Source organism: Dactylosporangium siamense (assembly GCF_016862795.1).
Taxonomy (GTDB): Bacteria; Actinomycetota; Actinomycetes; order Mycobacteriales; family Micromonosporaceae; genus Dactylosporangium; species Dactylosporangium siamense.
This window is the reverse complement of sequence record NZ_BONQ01000150.1, coordinates 1-20,284: the sequence shown is the minus strand read 5'-3', so window position 1 is coordinate 20,284 and position 20,284 is coordinate 1. Positions and strand designations below refer to the sequence as shown.

At 72.4% G+C, this 20,284-nt stretch carries 20 protein-coding genes and 1 pseudogene; 7 read left to right on the top strand and 14 right to left on the bottom strand.

The window, feature by feature from the left end; all coding sequences use genetic code 11:
* Positions 1-52: 52 nt before the first annotated feature.
* Entirely contained in the window at positions 53-244 is a 192-nt protein-coding gene (locus Dsi01nite_RS45765; RefSeq protein WP_203852746.1) for a hypothetical protein, read from the top strand.
* On the opposite strand, the gene Dsi01nite_RS45760 is transcribed toward Dsi01nite_RS45765, so the two are convergent.
* The 6 genes and pseudogenes from Dsi01nite_RS45760 to Dsi01nite_RS45740 all read right to left on the bottom strand — a co-directional run bounded on the left by Dsi01nite_RS45760 (position 191) and on the right by Dsi01nite_RS45740 (position 5,061).
* Entirely contained in the window at positions 191-1,174 is a 984-nt protein-coding gene (locus Dsi01nite_RS45760; protein ID WP_203852745.1) for an LPXTG cell wall anchor domain-containing protein, read from the bottom strand. The genes Dsi01nite_RS45765 and Dsi01nite_RS45760 overlap by 54 nt on opposite strands.
* A gap of 141 nt (positions 1,175-1,315) precedes the next feature.
* Positions 1,316-2,881, bottom strand: coding sequence for a hypothetical protein (locus Dsi01nite_RS45755; protein ID WP_203852744.1), 1,566 nt, complete (start codon positions 2,879-2,881; stop codon positions 1,316-1,318).
* A gap of 19 nt (positions 2,882-2,900) precedes the next feature.
* Positions 2,901-3,146, bottom strand: coding sequence for a hypothetical protein (locus Dsi01nite_RS45750; RefSeq protein WP_203852743.1), 246 nt, complete (start codon positions 3,144-3,146; stop codon positions 2,901-2,903).
* A 67-nt stretch (positions 3,147-3,213) separates the two neighbouring features.
* A pseudogene (locus Dsi01nite_RS59240) lies at positions 3,214-3,285 on the bottom strand (DUF7919 family protein); the annotation flags it as partial.
* Positions 3,286-3,364: 79 nt separating this feature from the next.
* Complete coding sequence (locus Dsi01nite_RS45745; protein ID WP_203852742.1) at positions 3,365-4,096, bottom strand: class I SAM-dependent methyltransferase; 732 nt, start codon at positions 4,094-4,096, stop codon at positions 3,365-3,367.
* Positions 4,093-5,061 carry a zinc-binding dehydrogenase gene (locus Dsi01nite_RS45740; RefSeq protein ID WP_203852741.1) on the bottom strand — a complete coding sequence of 323 codons (969 nt, stop codon included), beginning with the start codon at positions 5,059-5,061 and terminating at the stop codon, positions 4,093-4,095. Before Dsi01nite_RS45740 ends, Dsi01nite_RS45745 begins: the two co-directional genes overlap by 4 nt.
* Positions 5,062-5,091: 30 nt before the next feature.
* On the opposite strand from Dsi01nite_RS45740, the gene Dsi01nite_RS45735 reads away from it, so the two are divergent.
* A complete protein-coding gene (locus Dsi01nite_RS45735; RefSeq protein WP_239136717.1) occupies positions 5,092-5,877 on the top strand; it encodes a putative protein N(5)-glutamine methyltransferase in 786 nt (261 codons plus the stop codon).
* 58 nt (positions 5,878-5,935) lie between these two features.
* A complete protein-coding gene (locus Dsi01nite_RS45730) occupies positions 5,936-6,694 on the top strand; it encodes a S1 family peptidase (RefSeq protein ID WP_203852740.1) in 759 nt (252 codons plus the stop codon).
* A 46-nt stretch (positions 6,695-6,740) separates the two neighbouring features.
* Here Dsi01nite_RS45730 and Dsi01nite_RS45725 read toward each other — a convergent pair whose 3' ends face one another.
* Complete coding sequence (locus Dsi01nite_RS45725; RefSeq protein ID WP_203852739.1) at positions 6,741-7,235, bottom strand: YciE/YciF ferroxidase family protein; 495 nt, start codon at positions 7,233-7,235, stop codon at positions 6,741-6,743.
* A 165-nt stretch (positions 7,236-7,400) separates the two neighbouring features.
* On the opposite strand from Dsi01nite_RS45725, the gene Dsi01nite_RS45720 reads away from it, so the two are divergent.
* From Dsi01nite_RS45720 to Dsi01nite_RS45710, 3 genes are read left to right on the top strand one after another with little or no spacing between them, the layout of a single operon-like run.
* Positions 7,401-8,792, top strand: a complete 1,392-nt coding sequence (locus Dsi01nite_RS45720; protein WP_203852738.1) for a cellulase family glycosylhydrolase — start codon at positions 7,401-7,403, stop codon at positions 8,790-8,792.
* A gap of 14 nt (positions 8,793-8,806) precedes the next feature.
* Entirely contained in the window at positions 8,807-10,207 is a 1,401-nt protein-coding gene (gene mhpA / locus Dsi01nite_RS45715; protein ID WP_203852737.1) for a bifunctional 3-(3-hydroxy-phenyl)propionate/3-hydroxycinnamic acid hydroxylase MhpA, read from the top strand.
* Positions 10,208-10,214: 7 nt separating this feature from the next.
* Complete coding sequence (locus Dsi01nite_RS45710; protein ID WP_203852736.1) at positions 10,215-10,754, top strand: RNA 2'-phosphotransferase; 540 nt, start codon at positions 10,215-10,217, stop codon at positions 10,752-10,754.
* Here the strand turns inward: Dsi01nite_RS45710 and Dsi01nite_RS45705 are convergent.
* Positions 10,741-11,151, bottom strand: a complete 411-nt coding sequence (locus tag Dsi01nite_RS45705; protein ID WP_203852735.1) for a hypothetical protein — start codon at positions 11,149-11,151, stop codon at positions 10,741-10,743. The two genes, Dsi01nite_RS45710 and Dsi01nite_RS45705, sit on opposite strands and share 14 nt — an antisense overlap.
* Positions 11,152-11,269: 118 nt before the next feature.
* Between Dsi01nite_RS45705 and Dsi01nite_RS45700 the strand changes: the two genes are divergently transcribed.
* Entirely contained in the window at positions 11,270-13,039 is a 1,770-nt protein-coding gene (locus Dsi01nite_RS45700; RefSeq protein WP_203852734.1) for a DEAD/DEAH box helicase, read from the top strand.
* Positions 13,040-13,092: 53 nt separating this feature from the next.
* Here the strand turns inward: Dsi01nite_RS45700 and Dsi01nite_RS45695 are convergent, their stop codons facing one another.
* The 6 genes from Dsi01nite_RS45695 to Dsi01nite_RS45670 form a co-directional block, all read right to left on the bottom strand.
* Positions 13,093-13,491, bottom strand: a complete 399-nt coding sequence (locus tag Dsi01nite_RS45695) for a hypothetical protein (RefSeq protein ID WP_203852733.1) — start codon at positions 13,489-13,491, stop codon at positions 13,093-13,095.
* 86 nt (positions 13,492-13,577) lie between these two features.
* Positions 13,578-14,804 (bottom strand): adenylosuccinate synthetase, encoded by a 1,227-nt coding sequence (locus Dsi01nite_RS45690; RefSeq protein ID WP_203852732.1) that lies wholly within the window; start codon positions 14,802-14,804, stop codon positions 13,578-13,580.
* A 2-nt stretch (positions 14,805-14,806) separates the two neighbouring features.
* Positions 14,807-15,769, bottom strand: a complete 963-nt coding sequence (locus Dsi01nite_RS45685; protein WP_203852731.1) for a hypothetical protein — start codon at positions 15,767-15,769, stop codon at positions 14,807-14,809.
* Positions 15,770-15,803: 34 nt separating this feature from the next.
* On the bottom strand, positions 15,804-16,751 hold the full coding sequence (locus tag Dsi01nite_RS45680) for a serine/threonine protein kinase (protein ID WP_203852730.1): 948 nt from the start codon (positions 16,749-16,751) through the stop codon (positions 15,804-15,806).
* Positions 16,748-17,542 carry an NUDIX hydrolase gene (locus tag Dsi01nite_RS45675; protein WP_203852729.1) on the bottom strand — a complete coding sequence of 265 codons (795 nt, stop codon included), beginning with the start codon at positions 17,540-17,542 and terminating at the stop codon, positions 16,748-16,750. The genes Dsi01nite_RS45680 and Dsi01nite_RS45675 overlap by 4 nt, the downstream gene beginning before the upstream one ends.
* Before the next feature lie 236 nt (positions 17,543-17,778).
* Positions 17,779-19,878 (bottom strand): AfsR/SARP family transcriptional regulator, encoded by a 2,100-nt coding sequence (locus tag Dsi01nite_RS45670; RefSeq protein ID WP_203852728.1) that lies wholly within the window; start codon positions 19,876-19,878, stop codon positions 17,779-17,781.
* Positions 19,879-20,284: the final 406 nt, after the last annotated feature.

Sequence of the window (20,284 nt, the reverse complement as noted above, 5' to 3'; positions counted from 1 at the left end):
TTCTGCCCTCCAGCTGACGCGGCCGGCGACCGGAATTGAACGCCCTGCTCCGGTGGTCTGCTGGACCCGCTTGGCGCTCGGCCGGGTCGCCGACCTGTGGGGCTACCCGGCCTCGTTCCTCGTCTCCTTCGCGGTGTCCGCCTGCGCCCTGCCGTTCGTGGTCAAGGCCCGTAGCGGCGACGCTGCGGGCTCAGCCGTGCCGGCGGCGGCGCCGGACGAGCGCGCCGCCGAGCGCCACGAGTAGCAGCCCGAACATCGCCACGGCGGCGAGCGGCGCCCCGGTCACCGCGAGCGCCCCGGCGCCGGCGCGGTCATCGACGGCGGCGAAGACGGGGACCTCGCCATTGATGAGGACGAGGGGGTTCCCGGCGCTCCCCGCCGGCGCTCCGGTGCCATTCGTGGCGTTCGTTCCGCCATTTCCGGTTGTACCGGTGCCGCTCGCCGTGCCACTTCCGCTCGCGCTGCCCACCGTGACCGTGGCGCCTGTACCGGTCCCGCCCGCGCCGGCTCCGCTTCCGGTCGCGCTGCCCACCGTGACCACGGCGCCCGTGCTGGTTCCGCCCGTGCTGGTTCCGCCCGTGCTGCCCACCGTGACCGTGGCGCCGACGCTGGTGGATGTGCCCACCCCGACCTGAACGTCGGCCGTAATCGATTGCGCTCCACCGATGCGCACCGTGGCGCCCGTGGATCCGACCGAGCCTGTGGTGGCGGCCGGTTTGCCGAGCACCACGCTGACGCTCGCCGGGACGTTCGCCACCGACACGTCGGCGGCCGCGACCGTTTTCGATGTCGTGCCGCCGGTCGCGCCGCCGACGCTGACCACCGCGTTGGCAGTCGATCCGGCGTTGCTGCTCGCGCCCGAGCCACCGCTCGCGCCCGAGCCACCGCTCGCGCCCGAGCCACCGCTCGCGCCCGAGCCACCGCTCGCGCCCGAGCCGCCGCCCGAGCCCGAGCCGCCCACGTTCACCGTTGCCGCGAGCTGCGGGGCCGTGCCCTGCGCGCCGCCCACGCCGACGTTGGCCGAGACGGGGCCGACGGTCACGGACAGGACGTTGCCCGTGGGCGCTGACCCGCCGTCGAGGAGTCGCAGGTCGATCTCGGACGCCGTCGCCGGAGTGGCCCAGAGCAGCCACATCCCGCCCGCGATCCCCGCGGTGACCAGGCTCCGCTTCACCCATGTGTGCATGTCGCCGTACCCCCATCCCGGCCCGCTCCATTGCGGGCCGACCAAACGGATGACACTCTCCGTGCTTGTGTGAGCACATAGCGTGAGGTGTAGATCCGTTGCGCACAAGGGGTTGTCCGGTTGCAAAAGTCAGGGCCCGAACGGATACGCCCGCAGCACCACCTGCTCGAAATCCGCAGCCGTGGCCCGCAGCGTCACCCAGCCCTTGCCCGAAGGGTGCGCGACCGCGACATGGGTGTCGGTCACGACCGCCGGGAACCAGGTGCGGCCGTCGTCGTAGGACACCTCGACGGCCGGCCGGACGGCGGTGGCCGCCTGGGTCGTCATCCGGAACGGGAAGCGGAACACCCGCCCGGCCGGCGCGGTGCCGTCGGCGCGCAGCGCCGGGTCGAACGACACGGCCCGCAGCGGCACCCGCCGCCAGTCCGGGCCCGGGACATGTTCGGACCGGAACGTCCACGCCACCTGGACGACCGTGCCGAAGGCGACCGGCTCGGCCCGCACTTCCAGGCGGTACCGGCCGGGTGATGGCGGCACGGTGAAGACGCCATCGGCGGTATCGGTTTCGTGGATGAGGACCCCGTCGCGGTACAGGGCAGTGCGCGCCGAGCCGTAGGCGGCCAGCCCGGGATGCCCGGCGCCGTCGCCGTGCAGCCGGGGCGCGACGACGAGCGTGTCACCGTTGCGCGACACCCACTGCTCGGGCAGCTCCTGCGCCGCGAGGCTCGGCCCGGCGACGCCGGTGTTCCAGGCCGCGGTGGTGCGCAGCGGCGCCCGGAACCCGACCGGCGGGCCGGCCAGCGTGACGGTCGGGCCGTCCTCAACCAGCGCCGTGTTCGAGCTTTTCGTCGGCGGTGCGATGGCAAAGGCGGTCAGCTCCTCGAACGACGTGCGCCACGTGATACCTCCCGCGTCCACGTTGTAGTGCTCGACCCGCGAAGCGGGCAGCGGCCCGAGCGGCAGCCCCGCGGCGAAGACGCCCCCGCCGCCCGGCATCGCCGGCCGGCTGTAGGTGGTGCCCTGCCCACCGTGAACCCTGGCCCCGTAACCGTTTTCGACGGTCGCGAGGTGCCCGGTGGTCAACACCCGGGACAGGCCGGCGGGCAGCTGGCCGTACACCATCCAACCGAGCAGATACGAGACGCCGGTGGCGGCCATGGTGACCGCGACCATGACCCGGAACCCGTCGGCCGCCAGTGAAGGGCCGAGCGGGCCGAAGTACACGCCGTGCAGGTCGCCCCTGACCGCGAAACCGTTCTCGTAGGTGTCGCCGCCCTGGACCGGCATCCGGTACCGGACCTCGAGCAGCTCGGGCCGGGCGTCGGCGCGCGGCACGGCGATCGCGACCGGCCGGCCGGCGCGCGCGTCGGCGGTCACCACGACAGGCCCGTCGACCCGCAGCGAGGGTTGGAGCAGCCAGGTCCGTTCGCCGGATCCCTGCACCTCGACGGAGACCAGGTACGTGCCGCGTTCCAGGGGCACGCGGACCGTCCCGGAGAAGGGGAGCCCGACCGGTTCGGCCGGTCGGTCGGTCCGGATCACCTCGACGAACGCCGGCGAGGGTGCGCCGTCCCGGCCGACGGCGTGCACGGTGAGGTCGGCGGTGGCGGCCGCGACGGCGCGCCCCGGCAACAGGGCAGCAGCGCCGGTGGCGGTTGCGGTGGCCGCGAGGAGTGTCCTTCTACGAATCGTCACACTCCTACACGCCGGAGCGTCAGCCGTGGTTCCATTCGTCGATGCCCGGCCAGACAGACTCGGGAAGCGGCTCGGCAAGGAGGCCCGCGGCGAAGTCGTACGGCTGGAACTGCGCGAGGCGGTAGCCGAACTCGTGGCCGATGCCGTCGAATCCCGGGTCCCGGGCCCCGGCCAGCAGCGCCTCGTAGGCCTTCGGGTGCTTCCACGTGACGAGGTCGTCGAGGCCGGCGAGGCGGAGGTCCAGGTCCGCCGACGGGTCCAGCATGACCGTGGCGAGGCGTTCGGCGCGCCAGCCCCAGGCTCGGGTCGACGAACGTCGGCAGCGCCGCCAGGAACGCCTCCGGCGGCCGGTAGCCGTGCGCCTCGATGGAGTGCAGGACCATCGAAGGGGCGGTGTCTACCACCCCGTCGGGGCGTAGAAGTGATGCATGTCGAGCGGGAACGGGTGGTACTCGTACGGCGACAGGTCCGGATACTCCACGGCTACCGCGACGCCAGGATCAGGAACCGGTGCGCGTGCGTGACGATCGGGCCAAGAGCGTGCAGGCGGCGCAGCGCCTCGTCGTAACGGGCGACGGTGAAGTCGGGCACCTGCCACGGCACCATCCGCAGCTGGAACACCAGGGCGCCGACGTCGGTGAACGTCAGCTCCGGGTGCTCCTCGCGGACCTCCACCAGGGTGAACCCGGCCGCGGTCAGGGCCGCGCCGGCGACAGCGGCGTCCCAGCTGCCCGCCGGGTACGCCGGCGGCGCGCCGAGCGCGGTGTTCAGCGAGGCGCAGTCGTCGCTGCCGACCTGCTGGGTGAGCAGCATCCCGCCGGGCCGCAGGACCCGGGCCAGCTCAACAGCGTCGCACGCGCCGTGCCGGTTCAGCACCAGGTCGAACTCATCGTCGTCCGCCGGCAGCGGACCCGTGGACTGCCGGACGATCACCCCGAGCGGGGCGAGCCGGTCCGCGGCGACCTTGACGTTGGGCGCCCACGCCTCGCTCGCCACGGCGTGCGCGGGCAGCGGCGCCAGGTCGGACAGCAGCTCACCGCCGCCGGTGTCGACGTCCAGCAGCGACGAGGCGCGGTCCAACTGCGAGCGGGCGAGGTCGCGGTACGACCACGACGGCTGGCCGCCCTGCGAGCGCCCCACCAGCCAGGCGAAATCCCAGCCCTCGACGGGCGCGGCGAGGGCATCCGCGACGAGTTGCTCGAAGCCGGCGGTCACGGCAGCACCACCAGTTTGCCGACCTTCGTGCCGAGCTCCAGGTCGGTGTGCGCGGCGCGGATGTCGTCGAGGGGATACGTGTGGACCGGGCCGAGCGTCACCTCACCGGCGGCGATCCGGTCCAGGTAGCGCTGCAGGACCGCGGCCGGCAGGTCGCTGGCGTCGCCGCCGTACGCGGTCAGGCGCACCCCGGTGGGCAGGTAGCCGATCGGGTAGAAGTCGTGGACCAGCCACTCGTTGGACAGCATGCCGGTGAAGCAGACCGTGCCATGGATTCGGGTCGCGGCGAGGGTGTCCGGCAGTGTGGGCGTGCCGACGAGTTCGAGGGCCGCGTCGACGCCAGTTGAGTACAGGGCGCGCACCTGCGCCGCGACCGAGCCGTCGTCGACCAACGGGTGGGTGACGCCGACGGCCGACAGCGCCGCGAACCGGTCCGGCGAACGGGTCGTGGACAGCACGGTGGCGCCGAGGTCGCGGGCCAGGGCCGCCGCGGCCAGGCCGACCGACGACGTGCCGCCGCGGATCAGCAGGGTCTGCCCGGCCCGCAGGTCCAGGCCGGTGGTGAGCGAGCCGTACGCCGTCTGCAGCGTCTCCGGCACCGCCCCGATCGCCTCCCACGGCAGTTCGGACACGAACGGGATGATCTGGTCACGGGGCACCGCGGTGTACTGCGCGTAGCCGCCGTCGAAGGTGCGGCCCATGCCGCCCATCATCGTGGCGACCTGCTGACCGGGGGTGAGGTCGGTGCCGTTGGGGTCGTCGACGACGCCGGTCGCCTCGATGCCCGGGACGCGGGGGAAGACGACGCCGTCGGCGTAGCCGAGGCGGGTGTGCAGCTCGGAGCGGTTGAGCCCGGCCGCCTTCACCCGGATCCGCACCCAGCCCGGCGGCGGCTCCGGCGTGGGCACCTCGACGACCTGCAGATTCTCGACCGGACCGGGGCCGGACAGCATGACAGCGCGCACACATCAGCCTAACGCGGGCTACAGTGCGGCGTGCTCACTGTGATCGAGCGGTTGATCGAGCGGTTGCGGGCCGCCGGATGCGTGTTCGCCGAGGACGAGGCGGCGCTGCTCATCGAGGCCGCCGCCGGTGACGCTGCGGCCCTCGACGGGCTCGTGGAGCGGCGCGTCGCGGGGCATCCGCTCGAATACCTCGTCGGGTGGGCGATGTTCGCGGGGGAGCGGTTCGCCATCGCCGACGGCGTGTTCATCCCGCGGCACCGTACCGAACTCCTCGCCACCACCGCCCACGAACTGCTCCACAGTGGACAGACGGTGCTCGACCTGTGCTGCGGCACCGGCGCCCTCGGTGCCACCGCCGTGCGCGGTGTGCCAGAAGTCCGTCTGGTGGCGGCCGACATCGACCCGGTCGCGGTCGCCTGCGCGCGCCGGAATCTCAAGGGTGTCGAGGTGTACGAGGGCGACCTGTTCGACGCGTTGCCGGAGGACCTGCGCGGCCGGGTCGACGTCCTCCTGGCGAACGTGCCCTACGTGCCGACCGCCCAGATCGCGTTCCTGCCCGAGGAGTTCCGGGTGCACGAGCGGCGCGCGGCACTGGACGGCGGCGACGACGGGCTGCGGGTGCTTCGGCGGGTCGCGGCGCGGGCACCGGACTGGATGGCGCCCGGTGGGCACCTGCTGACCGAGGCCGGCGACGGGCAACTGGACGTCGCGCACGGGATCCTGCGTGCCGCCGGGCTCGAGCCGCGCACCGTCACCGACCCGGAGACCGAGACCAGCATCGTGGTCGGCAGTATGAGTCGGACGATATATCCATAGGTATCGAATCGATGGATATCATCCTCCCCATCATCCAACTCGTTGGGGAGGCTCTCGGATGGTACGTAGGCTCCTGGCGGTCCTGACCGCCGTCATCGCCGTGCTCGGGGTCCTGCCGGGCGTGGCGCACGCCCAGCAGGACGTCGTCGGCGGCACCCGCGCGGCGCAGGGCGAGTTCCCGTTCATGGTGCGCCTGTCGATGGGCTGCGGTGGTGCGCTCTACAGCCCGCGGCTGGTCCTGACCGCGGCGCACTGCGTCAACGGCACCGGCACCAACACCAGCATCACCGCGACGCTCGGCGTGGTCGACCTCCAGTCGTCCAGCCGGATCCAGGTCCGGTCGAACTATGTGTACCGGGCGCCCGGGTACAACGGCAACGGCAAGGACTGGGCACTGATCCGGCTCGCCTCGCCCGTCAGCGGCCTGGCCACGCTGCCGATCGCGACGAACACCACGTACAACACCGGCACCTTCACCGTCTCCGGATGGGGCGCGGCGCGGGAGGGTGGCGCACAGCAGCGCTACCTGCTCAAGGCGACCGTGCCGTACGTGGCGGACTCCACCTGCGACAACTCGTATCCCGACCTGATCCCGAACGACGAGATCTGCGCCGGGTACGCGGCCGGCGGCACCGACACCTGCCAGGGTGACTCGGGCGGCCCGATGTTCCGCCGCGACGCGGCCAACGCCTGGATCCAGGTCGGCATCGTCAGCTGGGGCAACGGCTGTGCCCGCCCGAACTACCCGGGCGTCTACTCCCAGGTGAGCACCTTCGCCTCGGCGATCGCCTCGGCGGCCGCGTCTCTCGGCGGCTGAGTGTGGGACCGGAGGAGGCCCGATGTCGGGGCCTCCTCCGGCTGCCTCACACGCTCATCGCCACGCGCTGCCCCAGCTCGTGGCTGATCCGCTCGAACGTGCCGGCGTTCTCCTGCTTCTGCACCAGGTTGGTCTGCAGGATCTGCGCGCACTGCATCTCGCCCATGAGCAGGGCCTTGTCGATCAGCCCGCGGTAGCCGGCGATGCCGTAGTGGGCCAGCTTGGTCTCCGCGTCCACGGCGTAGATCTCCATCGCCTCGATGGAGGGCCGCTGCCCGGTGAACGCGTGGAACTCCGCCCGCATCCCGTCGAGGGTCGCGCACGGCACCTCCGCCGGCTCCATCTCCATCATCGCGAAGCACGTCTCGATGTTCTGGATCTTCTGCTGCCCCTGCTGCTGCTGGGCGCGCAGGATCTGCGCCAGGGGGCTGTGCTCGGCCTGGTTCAGCATCTCGCCCACGAGGTGGTTGCTCTTGCGTTCGGCGTCGTACATGCCGGACAGCTCGTAGAGGAACAGGTCGGACGGGTTGTCGATGGCCATCTACTTCTCCTGCCTGGGTGCGATCCGTGTGGTACGGGGCCGCAGCTACCCGGCGCTGGAAGTTTCACACCGCTCACGCCGCCGACCTGCGCCCCGGACCTGACATCGTTGACGGCCTACTGAAGCGCTTCATATGTTGCCGCCGACCCTTAGGGAGGCAACATCATGAGAACCCGGATCACCCTCGCCGCGGCGGCGGTGCTGGCGGCGGTGGCGGCGGTGCTCGTCGCCGTGCAGCCGGCGCAGGCGGCGACCGGCTTCACCGTCAGCAACGGCAGGCTCTACGACGCCAACGGCGCCGAGTTCGTCATGCGCGGCGTCAGCCACGCGCACACCTGGTATCCGACGCAGACCAGCACCTTCGCCAACGTCAAGGCCCTCGGCGCCAACGCCGTGCGGGTCGTGCTCGCCACCGGCGACCGGTGGACCAAGAACGACACCGCCGACGTCGCCAACGTCGTGTCGCTGTGCAAGGCCAACCGGCTCATCTGCGTCCTGGAGGCGCACGACACCACCGGCTACGGCGAGCAGAGCGGCGCGATCACCCTCGACCGGGCGGTCGACTACTGGCTGAGCGTCAAGAGCGCGCTCGTCGGCCAGGAGAAGTACATCATCGTGAACGTCGGCAACGAGCCCTACGGCAACAACGCGGCCAGCGTCGCGAACTGGGCCACGGACAGCGCCAACGCGATCAAACGCCTGCGCAGCAACGGCTTCGAGCACACCATCATGATCGACGCGCCGAACTGGGGCCAGGACTGGTCGTTCACCATGCGCGACAACGCGGCGACCGTCTTCGCCGCCGACCCGCTGAAGAACACCGTGTTCTCGATCCACATGTACGGCGTCTTCGACACCGCCGCGGAGATCAACGACTACCTCAACCGGTTCGTCGCCGCGAAGCTGCCGATCGTGGTCGGCGAGTTCGGCTTCAACCACTCCGACGGCAACCCCGACGAGGACACCATCATGGCGACCGCGCAGTCGCTGAAGATCGGCTACCTCGGCTGGTCGTGGAGCGGCAACGGCGGCGGCGTCGAATACCTCGACATGGCCACCGGCTTCAACCCCGCGCAGCTCACCAGCTGGGGTGAGCGCATCTTCAACGGCGCCAACGGCATCAAGGCCACCGCGAAGGAGGCGACCGTCTACGGGGGCGTGACCCCGACCTCGTCGTCGCCGTCGCCGTCGCGCTCGGTCTCACCGTCGCCGTCGCGTTCCTCGTCCCCGCCGCCGCCGTCCGGCGGGTGCAAGGTCGTCTACGGAAACGTCGGCCAGTGGCCCGGCGGCTTCCAGGGCGAGGTGAAGGTGACGAACGCCGGTACCACACCCATCAACGGCTGGACCTTGACCTGGAGCTTCCCCAACGGCCAGGTCCTGACCCAGGCGTGGGGCGCCACCTACGCCCAGTCCGGCGCGGCGGTCACCGCGACCAGCGTCAGCTACACGGCGAACATCCCCGCTGGCGGCACCGTCTCGTTCGGGTTCCTCGCGAACTGGAATGGTACGAACACCGCGCCGGCCGCGTTCACGCTCAACGGGACCCGCTGCACATGACGTAGGGTCGCCGCGTGGACCCAGTGGTGATCGTGGGGGCGGGACCGGTCGGCGCCGCCTCCGCGATCCTGCTCGCCCAGCGCGGCGTGCCGTGCCTGCTGCTGGACCGCTACCCGACGCCGTATCCGCTGCCCCGCGCCGTCCACGTCGACGACGAGGTGATGCGGATCCTGCAGGAGCTCGGGATCGCGGCCCGCTTCGCCGAGGTGAGCCGCCCGGGTCTCGGGCTGCGGCTGCTGGACGGCCGGCACCGGGTGATGGCCGAGTTCCGCCGCGACCCCGGCCCCGGGCCGCACGGCTGGCCGCAGGCCAACATGTTCGACCAGCCCGACCTGGAGCGGCTGCTGCGGGACCGGGTCGCGGAGCTGCCGCTGATCGAGTTCCGCGGCGGCGTCACCGTCACCGCGGTCACCTCCACCTCGGTCACCTACACCGCCGCCGACGGGGAGCGGACGGTCGCGGCGTCCGCGGTCCTCGGCTGCGACGGCGCCAACAGCACGGTCCGGTCCCTCATCGGCGCCACCCTCGAGGACCTGGGCTTCGAGGAGCGGTGGCTGGTCGTCGACGGCGTCACCGACCGCGACCTGGCCGCGTGGGGCGGCGTCCACCAGGTCTGCGACCCGCGCCGGGCGGCGACCTTCATGCAGCTGGGGCGGCACCGGTACCGGTGGGAGTTCCGCCTGCACGACGGCGAGCCCGGCCTCGACGAGCCGGCGCTGCTCGCGCCGTGGCTGGACGGCGCCGAGGTGACGGTGGTGCGGTCCGCGGAGTACACGTTCCGGGCCAGGATCGCCTTCACCTGGCGGCGGGACCGGGTCTTCCTGCTCGGCGACGCGGCGCACCAGACCCCGCCGTTCATCGGTCAGGGACTCGGCGCCGGGCTGCGCGACGCCCACAACCTGGCGTGGAAGCTGGCCGCCACGCTGTCGGAGGGCAGCCCGGCCCTGCTGGACTCGTACCAACGCGAACGAAAACCACATGCCAGGGCCCAGATCCGCCTCGCGATCGTGGCGGGCTGGGCGATGACCGGCGGTCAGGACCGGGCGGCGGCGGTGCGGCGGGTCGTGCTCGGCGCGGTGTGGCGGCTGCCCGGGCTGAAGGGCCTGGCGCTGCGCTCCACCAGCCCCCCGCTCCGGCAGGTCGGCCGGGGGCGGCGCGCCGGGACCCTCGCGCCCCAGCCGACCGTGGTGTGGGAAGGCCGCGACGTGCCCCTCGACGACGTGCTGGGCCCCGGTTGGGCGGTGCTGTGCCGCCCGGGCGTTCTCCTGAAACACGGCAGGGCCCGGGTCGTGTGGGTGACGCCGTCGCTGGACCCGACCGGTGCGCTGCGCCGCTGGATGGGCCGCCGGCGCACGGTGCTGCTGCGCCCGGACCGGGTTGTCGCCGGAAATGGCTGGACACCGCTCGCAGAATGAGACTGCTATGGAATACCGCGAGGTCGTCAAGATCAGTAAGCGGATGTCGAAGGCGCTGCGCCACGACCCCGCGCGGGTCGGCCTGACCCTCGACCCCGCCGGCTGGGTGCCCGTCGAGACGTTCCTGGCCGCCATGGGCATCGCCCGGCCCGTCCTCGACGAGGTCGTGGCCGGCAACGACAAGCAGCGCTTCGCGGTGCAGACCGGCCCCGACGGGGTCGAGCGGATCCGGGCGAACCAGGGTCACTCGGTCCCGGTCGAGCTGGGCCTCACCCCGCAGGAGCCGCCGGAGGTGCTCTTCCACGGCACCGGCGCGGCGGCCGTCGAGTCGATCCGGGCGACCGGGCTCAACCGGGGCGGCCGGCACCACGTGCACCTCTCACCCGACGAGGACACCGCCCGCCGGGTCGGCACCCGCCGTGGCGGCGCCGTCGCGATCCTCACCGTCATGGCGGGCGAGATGGCCCGGGCCGGGCACCCGTTCTACGTTTCCGGCAACGGCGTCTGGCTCACCGACGAGGTGCCGGCGTCGTTCATCCTTTTTTGAGGCGCTGCGCGAGGAGCTTCTCCAGGGGGATCGACTCGCCGTCGCGGGCGCCCTCGCCGACGATCAGCCTGGGCCTTTCGGGCTGCGGCGTCACCCCGGCCAGCCAGCCGGTCGCGCTCGGCGGCACCAGCAGCGAGTAGTACCGGCCATCATCACCCACCGCGATCGTCCGGTCACTATTGAGGTACCAGCCGTGCAGGGGCGTACGGTAGGACCGGCCGCTGTACGAGCGGGCCCGCAACGACTCCGTCGGGAGTTGCTGCGCTTTCGCGTCCTCGACGAACGCGGTGATGAGTGCGGTGGCCTGCTCGGCCTCCGCGGCGCGCCGCCGGTCGAGCTCGGCGCCGTGGTGCGCCACCGCACGGGCTCGCTGGGTCTGCCAGTCGTCGTCGGCCACCCGCTCGTTGTACCAGTCAGCCCTGGCACCGGCACCGCCCGGGGCTGGTCGCAGATCACATCCGGACGCACCGCCCCGGCGCCCGGTGGCCGGGCCTGGGATGATAGAGACGCCACGAATGCCACGATTGAGGAGCACCACCGTGACCGCAGGCACCAATGAAGATACCGGCTTCGCCGAACTGGGCTTGCGGGACGAACTGCTCAAGGCTCTGACCACCCTCGGCTACGAGGAGCCGACCCCGATCCAGCGCGAGGCGATCCCGCCGATGCTCGCCGGCCGGGACCTGCTCGGCCAGGCCGCCACCGGCACCGGCAAGACGGCCGCGTTCTCGCTGCCGCTGCTGCAGACCATCCCCTCGCCGGGCGGTGACAACCCGTCGGCGCTCATCCTCGTGCCCACCCGCGAGCTGGCCGTGCAGGTGTCCGAGGCGATCCACCGTTACGGCAAGGACCTCGGCACCCGCGTCCTGCCGATCTACGGCGGCCAGCCCATCGGCCGCCAGCTGCGCGCGCTCGAAAACGGCGTCGACGTCGTCGTCGCCACCCCGGGCCGCGCCCTCGATCACATCAGCCGTGGCACGCTGCACCTGCACGACCTGCGCGTCGTCGTCCTCGACGAGGCCGACGAGATGCTCGACATGGGCTTCGCCGAGGACATCGAGGCGATCCTGCAGGAGACCCCCGAGGACCGCCAGACGGTGCTGTTCTCCGCCACGATGCCGCCCCGCATCGACGGCCTGGCCCGCAGCCACCTCAACGACCCGGTCCGCATCCAGATCGGCCGCGAGCCCACCGCCGCCGGCGAGGCGCCGCTGGTCCGCCAGGTCGCGTATGTCGTCACCCGCGCCCACAAGCCCGCCGCCCTCGGCCGGGTCCTGGACGTCGAGGCTCCCGGCGCCGCCCTCGTCTTCTGCCGCACCCGCGACGAGGTCGACCAGCTCACCGAGACCCTCAACGGCCGCGGCTACCGCGCCGAGGCCCTGCACGGCGGCATGGGCCAGGAGCAGCGCGACCGGGTCATGGCCCGCCTGCGCAACGGCACCGCCGACCTGCTCGTCGCCACCGACGTCGCCGCCCGCGGCCTGGACGTCGAGCACCTCACCCACGTGGTCAACTACGACGTCCCGTCGGCCCCCGAGTCCTACGTGCACCGCATCGGCCGGGTCGGCCGCGCCGGCCGCGAGGGCGTGGCCATCACCCTCGCCGAGCCCCGCGAGCACCGCATGCTCAAGACCATCGAGCGCGTCACCAAGCAGCGCATCAGCATCGAGAAGGTCCCGACGGTCGCGGACCTGCGCGCCCGCCGCCTCGAGCTGACCCGCGCCGCCCTGCACGAGAGCCTCGTCGCCGACGACGCCTCCCTGTCGCAGTTCCGTGTCGTCGTGGAGACCCTCAGCGACGAGTTCGACCTGATGGAGATCGCCATCGCCGCGGTCAAGCTCGCCCACGAGGCGGCCGGCATCGGCGACGGCGACCAGGAGGAGATCCCCGAGATCACCCTCCGGGCGCCCCGTGAGGCCGGCTCTTACGGCGACCGCCCCGGCTCCGGCGACCGCTCCGGCCCGGGCCGTCGCGTCGCGGTCCGTGACGCCGACGGCCGTGGCCGCGGTCGCGAGGCGAGCGGCCGGCGGGTGCCGGCGGGCGGCATGACCAGGCTCTTCGTCGGCGCCGGTCGGGCCGCGGGGATCCGCCCCCAGGACCTGGTCGGGGCGATCACGGGCGAGTCGAGTCTGAGCGGGCGTGACATCGGCGCCATCGAGATCACTGACCGGTTCTCGCTGGTGGAGGTGCCGGAGGGATCGGTCGACGAGGTGATCGACACGTTGCGCCGGACCACGTTGAAGGGCCGGCGCCCGGTGGTGCGCCGGGAACGCTTCCAGCCCTGATGCTTCTCGTGATCCGGTAGGGCTTGTGTGGCTCTTGGTGCACAAGCCCTACGTCAGAGCGCCAGCGCCTCACCGGGAACGCTGAGCACCAGCGACGCCCCCGCCGGCGGCGCGTCAAACGTGAACGTCGAGCTCACCGTGGCCCCGGGCCGCACATCGACCGCGGCACCCGACCGAGGGTGAAGGACCACGGCCCCCGCCGACACGCTGACATCGGTGGAAGCGACATGCCGCACCACCCGACCCGTGTTGCTGAAGCGGACCGTGATGTCCATGTGGTCCACGCCGAGCACCGAGACATCCGTGACCACCGTCGCCGGCGGGCGGGAGCGCGGCGCCGACGGCCCGGCCTCCGCGAACGTGGGGGAGACGACCCCGACCGCGCCGCCGATCGCGAGGCCCGCCGTGGTGGCGAGCAGGACAGCGTTCAACGCGCCGCGATCGAATCCCATGCTGTGTCCCCCTCGTGGCCGCCTTGTGCGGTTGCAGCGTCACACAGCGGTCTGAGGTTCGCCTGTGGTGCGACTGAGGTGCCGTTTCAGCATGTCAGCTGAGGGGTTGAGGACGGGGTCGAATCGGTGGACGTCTTGTCCTCCGAACGCGGGCCCCACGACTCGAGCACCACGGGCGTCGCCAGCTCCGCCGAGATCGCCGCGGGCCAGGACGAAGCCGAGGAAACCGGCACCAGCCGCGGCCGGCTGGCCAGCATCGCGTGGGTCAGCCGTTCCTGCCGGTCCAGGTCGCCGGTGACGCCCCGGGTCGGCACGGTGCCGTCATAGTCGACGCACATCCGCAGGGCCGGGTTCGAAGCCGCGGTGTCGAGGTGGGTGAGGGCGAGCCCGTCGACGCCGCCGCAGACGTCCAGGGCGTAGCGGTGCGCGACGGCGTCGAAGTGACCGACCCGGAACGCGCCCTGCCACGGGTTCGTGGGGTTGTTCGGGTCGGTGATCCGCAGCGCCGGGTCCTCCGTGACGAGCGGCCCGGCGCCGTGGCGGGTGGTGAAGGTGCGCAGCACGCCGAGGCGGTAGGCGGGTTCGCCGCCCAGGAGCGCCTCGGCGTTGGCGAACGTGGTCGTGCTCCAGGTGGTGTACGGGTGGAAGCCGTGCCACTCGTCCAGCAGTACACCTTGCGCACCCTCGAAGACACACGGCCCCTCGATCCGCAGACCGTCCACGATGGACACCGTGGCGGCGAAGGCGACGAACGCCTCGACGCAGGCGTCCACCGGCGGGCCGTCGACGCCCAGGAAGGCGCGGAGCCGCGACAGTTTCGCCCGCAACACCGACGGGGTGAGGCAGTCCGACACCCGCGGCGCATCATCCACATGGGACAGCGCATAGGACATGGCCGCCCCGACGCCCATCCCGCATGAGCCATGACGATCGGCACCGCGGGCGAGCTCCGCGGCCCGGTTGGCCTCGCGGTGATACGGCGTGGACAGCAGCGCGGCACGGTCGACGGTGAGCCGGTCCCAGACGTCGTGGACGCCGAGGCCCACGAGGTGGTCGGCCTCGGCCGCGAGGGCCAGGGGGTCGACCACCATGAACCGGGACAGGTGGGTCCGCACGCCGGGCCGGAACGTGCCCGACCCGAACTGTGCGAACGTGTGCTTGCGTCCATCGCCGAGCACGACGGTGTGCGCGGCCTGGGCGCCCCCGTTGAAGCGGACCACGGTGTGCACGTCACGCGTGGCGCAGAGGTGGTCGACGACGGTCCCCTTGCCGCAGTCCCCGTATCCCAGGTCCACGACGATGACGTGCCCCATGACTACAACCGTTCCACGGCGGTGGTGCCGGTCATCGCGGGCGCCGAGCCGGTGGCGAGCGGCGCCCGGTTGCCGCCGATCCGCGCGAGGGCCTTGCCCACTGAGACGGTCGCGGTCGAGCCGACGTCACGCAGATCCTCGAGACCCTCGTCCAGGTCGATGGTGTCCTCGCCGAGGCCGACGGTCAGTGCGATCGTCTCGCAGACCGCGTCGAGGTCGTCCAGGGCGATGACGTTCTGCCCCAGCAGGTCCTTCCAGAAGTCGAGGATGGCGGTGTTACCCGCGTACGAGGAGCCGGCCGGCAGGATGTAGTAGGTGTCGTACATGCGGCGCACCTCGTCGACCATCGCCCGCAGCCCGATCGGCTCGCCGAGCTTGTCGCCGATGACGTCGCGGACCTCGCCCGGCTTGACCCGGCCGTACGCCTGCTCGTCGCCGATGATGAACAGGTACCCGCGCTTGCCGCGCTTGAAGTAGCAGTCGATGCTGGTGTGCCGGGCCATGAAGTACATCGCGAGCTCGTAGGACTCGGTCATCTGGCCACCGCCGCCGCCCTCGAGGACGAACCGGCCGAGGTCCTCGTCGAGGCGGTTGTCGGACTCGAACTGCCCGACCTGCAGCGGCACGCGGTCACAGGTGGCGTCGCCGATCGCCCCGAACAGGATCTGCGGACCCTTGACGTAGCCCTTGCGCAGGAGCAGACCGAGCAACTGCGGCAGTTTCTGCTGCAGGACCCGGGGCACGGAACCCATCGAGCCGGTGACGTCGAACATGACGGCGATGGCGACCGAGTCGGGGTGCTCGTCCGAGTCGCGGCTCTCCCTCTTGTCCACACCCTTCGGGTCGAGTGCACTGTGGACGGTGCGGGCGCCGGAGTCGCTGTAGGCGAACGCGCTGGCGCCGGTCGAGCGGCGGTAGCGGTCGGCGGCGTCGTAGACGTCGGTCGACCAGATTCCACTTCCCATGGGATTTCCCTTTCTACAGGGCTTCTACAGGGCTCTAGAGGTTGAAGGGGCGGAACTTGCGGGGGCCGTACAGCCGGTGCAGCAGGTCGTCGAGCTCGCCCAGCAGCTTCCAGGCGTCGTCGGGCCGCTGCCGCGGCGAGGTGAGCCGGCAGCCGTCGGCGAAGCGCCGCAGCGCCTGCGGTGCCTGCCCACCCATCAGGTCGGCCATGAGCCCGGCGGCCATGGCCAGGTCGGTGTACGGGCCGGGGGTCTCGCGGGCGAGGACCTCGGCCGGGTAGTGGTCGCGGCGGTGCGGCACGATCGCGGGGATCCGGTCGCCGGGCTCGCTGGTGCTGTAGCACCAGTCGACGAGCACCACGCCGTGGTCGGCGGGTTCGATGAGGACGTGCTCGGGCAGGACCGCGCCGTGCACGACACCGGCGCGGTGCGCGAGGCCGAGCGCGACGAGCAGCCGCCGCCACATCCACGCCGCGTCGCGCGGGTCCAGCCCGCCCGGCCGGCGCCGCGCGACCTCGGCGAGGCTGCTGAGTTGGCGGGTGGTCGTTCCGAGGACGTTGCCACGCCGTTTGACGCCGCCGTCCTGATGCCGGAACGAGTCGACCAGGCGCGGCACGTACGGCAGGTACCGCGGGTCGCCCCGCTCGGCGATCTGGCGCAGCGCGGTCGCCTCCCGCGCCATGAGGTCGTTGCACGCCGGGTCCCGGACCAGTTTCAGGTGCCCTTCCGGCACCGCGTACAGGTTGGCCAGGTCACCCTCGAAGGCGAGGGTCGCGGTCGAGTAGACACCGACCGCGGTGCGGATCGTGCCCCGGTTGCGCCACAGGTCGGCGAGCTTCGCGAACGCGACCGCACCCTGCGGCCCGGCGGTGTCCGGGTGGGTGAGGCGGGCCAGCCGCCGATACGTGCCGGCCGGGTCGTCGCCGTCGAACAGGTCCGCGCCCGCGGACTCGATCAGCGCGATCGCCTCGGCAGTGGTGGTCATCGGACCGTCTCCTCCCGGCTGGGCATGAGCAGGGCTGGGTGCAGCAGCCGGGCGTCGCCGGCGCGGTAGAGCTTGGCCCGGGGGCCGCCGCGGGCGCCGCCGCGCTCGGTGGTCGTGTTGGTGCTCTCCACGAAGCCCGGGACCGACAGCACCTTGCGGTGGAAGTTGCCGGCGTGCAGCGACTCGCCCCACACCGTCTCGTACACGGCGCGCAGCTCGGCGATCGTGAACTCCTCGCCGACGAACTTCGTCGCGAGGGGCGTGTACTCCAGCTTCGACCTGGCCCGCTCGAGACCGTCGGCGACGATCGTGCTGTGGTCGAACGCGAGCTCCGCGGGGCGCTCGTCCATCGGCACCCAGGCGGCCTCGCGGGCGTCGCTGCCGGAGACCGGGTCGGGCAGGTCGGGCGCGAACGCCACGTACGCCACCGAGAACACCCGCATCCGCGGGTCACGGTCGGGCGTGCCGTAGGTGCCGAGCTGCTCCAGGTGCAGCCGCCGGTGCGCGGTGGCGACGCCGGTCTCCTCGGCGAGCTCCCGCGCGGCCGCGGTCGGCAGGTCCTCCCACTGGCCGACGAACCCGCCGGGCAGCGCCCACATGCCCTCGCTGGGTGGGCAGGCGCGGCGCACCAGCAGCACGTTGAGCGCGTTGTTGCGGATCGTGAACGCCACGATGTCCACGGTCACCGCCACCGGCGGATAGGCGTGCGGATCGTAGCTGGCAAGGAAGTCGGCGTCGTTCACCCTAGGAGTCCTTCTCAGATAGAGTAAATCTCGATCTGAGAACAACATACGTCCTGGGCCGGCTGTGACGCAACGAGGTTCTGTTGTCGCGTTTCGGCGTTGGTACGGGTATCGACCGCCCTCGCTCCGCGCCCCACTCCCGCCCAGCGCTGACGCGGTGACGAGCCGGCCGCGCAGCCGTCGGCCCCGTGCGTAGGTCCGGGTGGCGGGCCGGCCGCGCAGGCGGTGCCCGTGCGCCGCTACGCGGTGATGAGCTGGTCGCGCCGGTGCGAGCCCGCGCGCCGCTACGCGGTCGCGAGCCGGTCGCGCAGGTGATGCCCGTGCGCCGCGGAGATCTGCGCCGCGACCGCGGACCTGACCAGGTCGCTGCGGTGCCGGACGCTGCCTCCCGGACCCTCCACGAGCAGGTGCGCGTGCACGAGCCGGTCGACCGCGGCGAGGACCTCGTCAAGGTCCAGGCCTCCGGTCGCGGCGAGCTGCTCGACCCGCAGCGTGCCGAGCGCCGCGGTCAACCGCAGGATCTCCCACGCGGCCGGCGGCATCCACCGGGTCCGCTGCCGGGCCAGGTGCATCGCGACGGCCCCGGCCATCGCGGCGTCGCCCGGCAGGATGAGCGCCGGGATGCCACCGCTGGCGGCGAGGACGTCGGCCGGCAGGTCCCGTTCGCCGAGCGGGTCGAGCCGCAGCACCAGGTCCGCGTCGAGCGCGTGCAGCGGCCGGTCGGTGATCGCCGACGGATACCGGTACGACACCACCACCCGCGGTCCGCGCTCCCGCAGCCAACGCAGCTCGCTGACGGAGTCCGCGTCGAGGTGCTCGGCGTCGTCGACGGCGATGACGCAGCCGCGCAGGTCGCCGGCGATCGCGTCGAGCTCCGCGGGCCGCAACGGACGGCGCTCGCCCATGGCCGCGTCGAGAGCCTGGTCGGCGGGCCGGCCGAGCTGGTGCAGTGCCGTGCGCAACCAGCCGAGCCGAAGCGCACCGCCGGGCCCGGGCCCCCGACCGAGCCCGACGCGCCGCGGCGCCTCCTCACGCAACCGCGCGAGCAGCGCCGACTTCCCGGCGCCGGCCGGCCCGATGACGTGGATGACACCGGGTCCGTCGGCGAGCACCGCGAGCTCGGCACCTCGCCCGACAAACGCCACCGGCGCGGACACCTCCAAAGGCCCCGGCAGTGGCTCCCTGACCACCGCGAGCCGCCGCCGCTCGGCGAACCCGACCGCCCCCGCCACGCCTCCGGCGTCGTGCGCCACTTCCTGCCCCGCAACACCGTTCCGCACGGTTCCGTTCTGTGCGATTTCGGGCTGGCCGGTCTCCGGCTGGGCCGTTGCGTTCCGGGCGGTTCCGGGCTGGCCGGTCTCCGGCTGGGCTGTTGCGTTCCGGGCGGTTCCGGGCCGGGCGGTTCCGGGCCGGGCGGTTTCCGGCTGGGCTGTTGCGTTCCGGGCGGTTCCGGGCCGGGCGGTCTCGGGCTCGGCGGTCTCGGGCTCAGCGGTTCCGTTGCGGCCGGTCTCGGGCTGGGTGGTTTCCTGGGTGGAGGCGCGGCGGTCCGCTTTGCGGCGGTCGCCGCCACGCCGACGCTCGCCAGCCGGCCGGTCCTGGCTGCCTGCGGCCCCCGAGCCGGCCCCCGCGCCGGTGGCGGGCGCGGCGGTGTGCAGCTCGGTCAGGAGCCGGTCGCGCAGCGACGTCGTGTCGGCGGACGGGGCGATGCCCAGGTCGTCGGCGAGGGCCCGGCGGCACAGGTCGAACCAGCGAACGACCTCGTCCGCCCGGCCCAGGCCGGCGCCGGCGAGCATGGCGAGGCGGTACCCACGCTCGGTGAACGGCTCCAGCTCCGTCGCCTCACGCGCCAGGCGCAACGCCCGGGCCGGGTCCACGGCGGCGGCGGGCTCGGCGAGGTCGAGCAGCGCAGCGACGAGGACCGCCTTGACCTCGGCGCGGGCGGGTGCGGCCCAGTCGGCGTACTCGTCCTCGGCGAACGGCAGCTCCGGCGCGAGCTCCACGATCCGCTCCCGCACGTCGAGCTGCCCGGGGCGGCGTTCGGCGATCTTCGCCGCGGCCCGCAACTCGGCGAGGTCGAGGCGGGCCCGGTCGGTGGCGAACACGTATCCGCCGGCCCTGGTCACGATGAACGACCTGGACGTGGGCACGCCCGGCTGCAACGCGCGCCGCAGCACCGAGACGTAATGTTCCAGGGCCGCGGTGGCGTTGCCCGGCAGGTCCGCGCCCCAGACCGCGTCGGCCAGGGCATCCTTGGACTGGACCCGGTCGTGCCGCGCGGCGAGCACCCCCAGCACCTGGCGGGCCCGCCGCGGCAGGTCGTCCCCGGTCATCCGCCGGCCGTCACCGTCGATGATCTCGATCTGCCCCAGCACGCGCACGTCCACAGCCGCCGCTATCGGCAGGGCCCCGCACGGGTTGAGCGGTTCGCCCCAGGTGGACCGCACACCTGGTCGCGCTTTCTCCTGCGGGGCAGTGCCGCGTGGCGCGGATCCGGGCGTCGTCGTCGGTGCTCCAACACCGTGTTCAGTCGTAGAACGAACCCCATCGATCACCAAAGTGGGCAACACCGACGATCTTGCAACTACCTGGAGGTCGGACCTGGCTTGGCGGCTCCTTGACACGGCACGGACCGGCACCACGTTTCCCATTCCGCGCGGCCGGACGCTGCGCGAACCACCGAGCCCCAAGGACCGACACCGGGATTCACTCCAAGCGGATCTACCCTCACCAAGAACCTCAACGATCAGCTGTCACAGGCTCTGGGGGCGACTGCCACCAACAGGTTGGCTT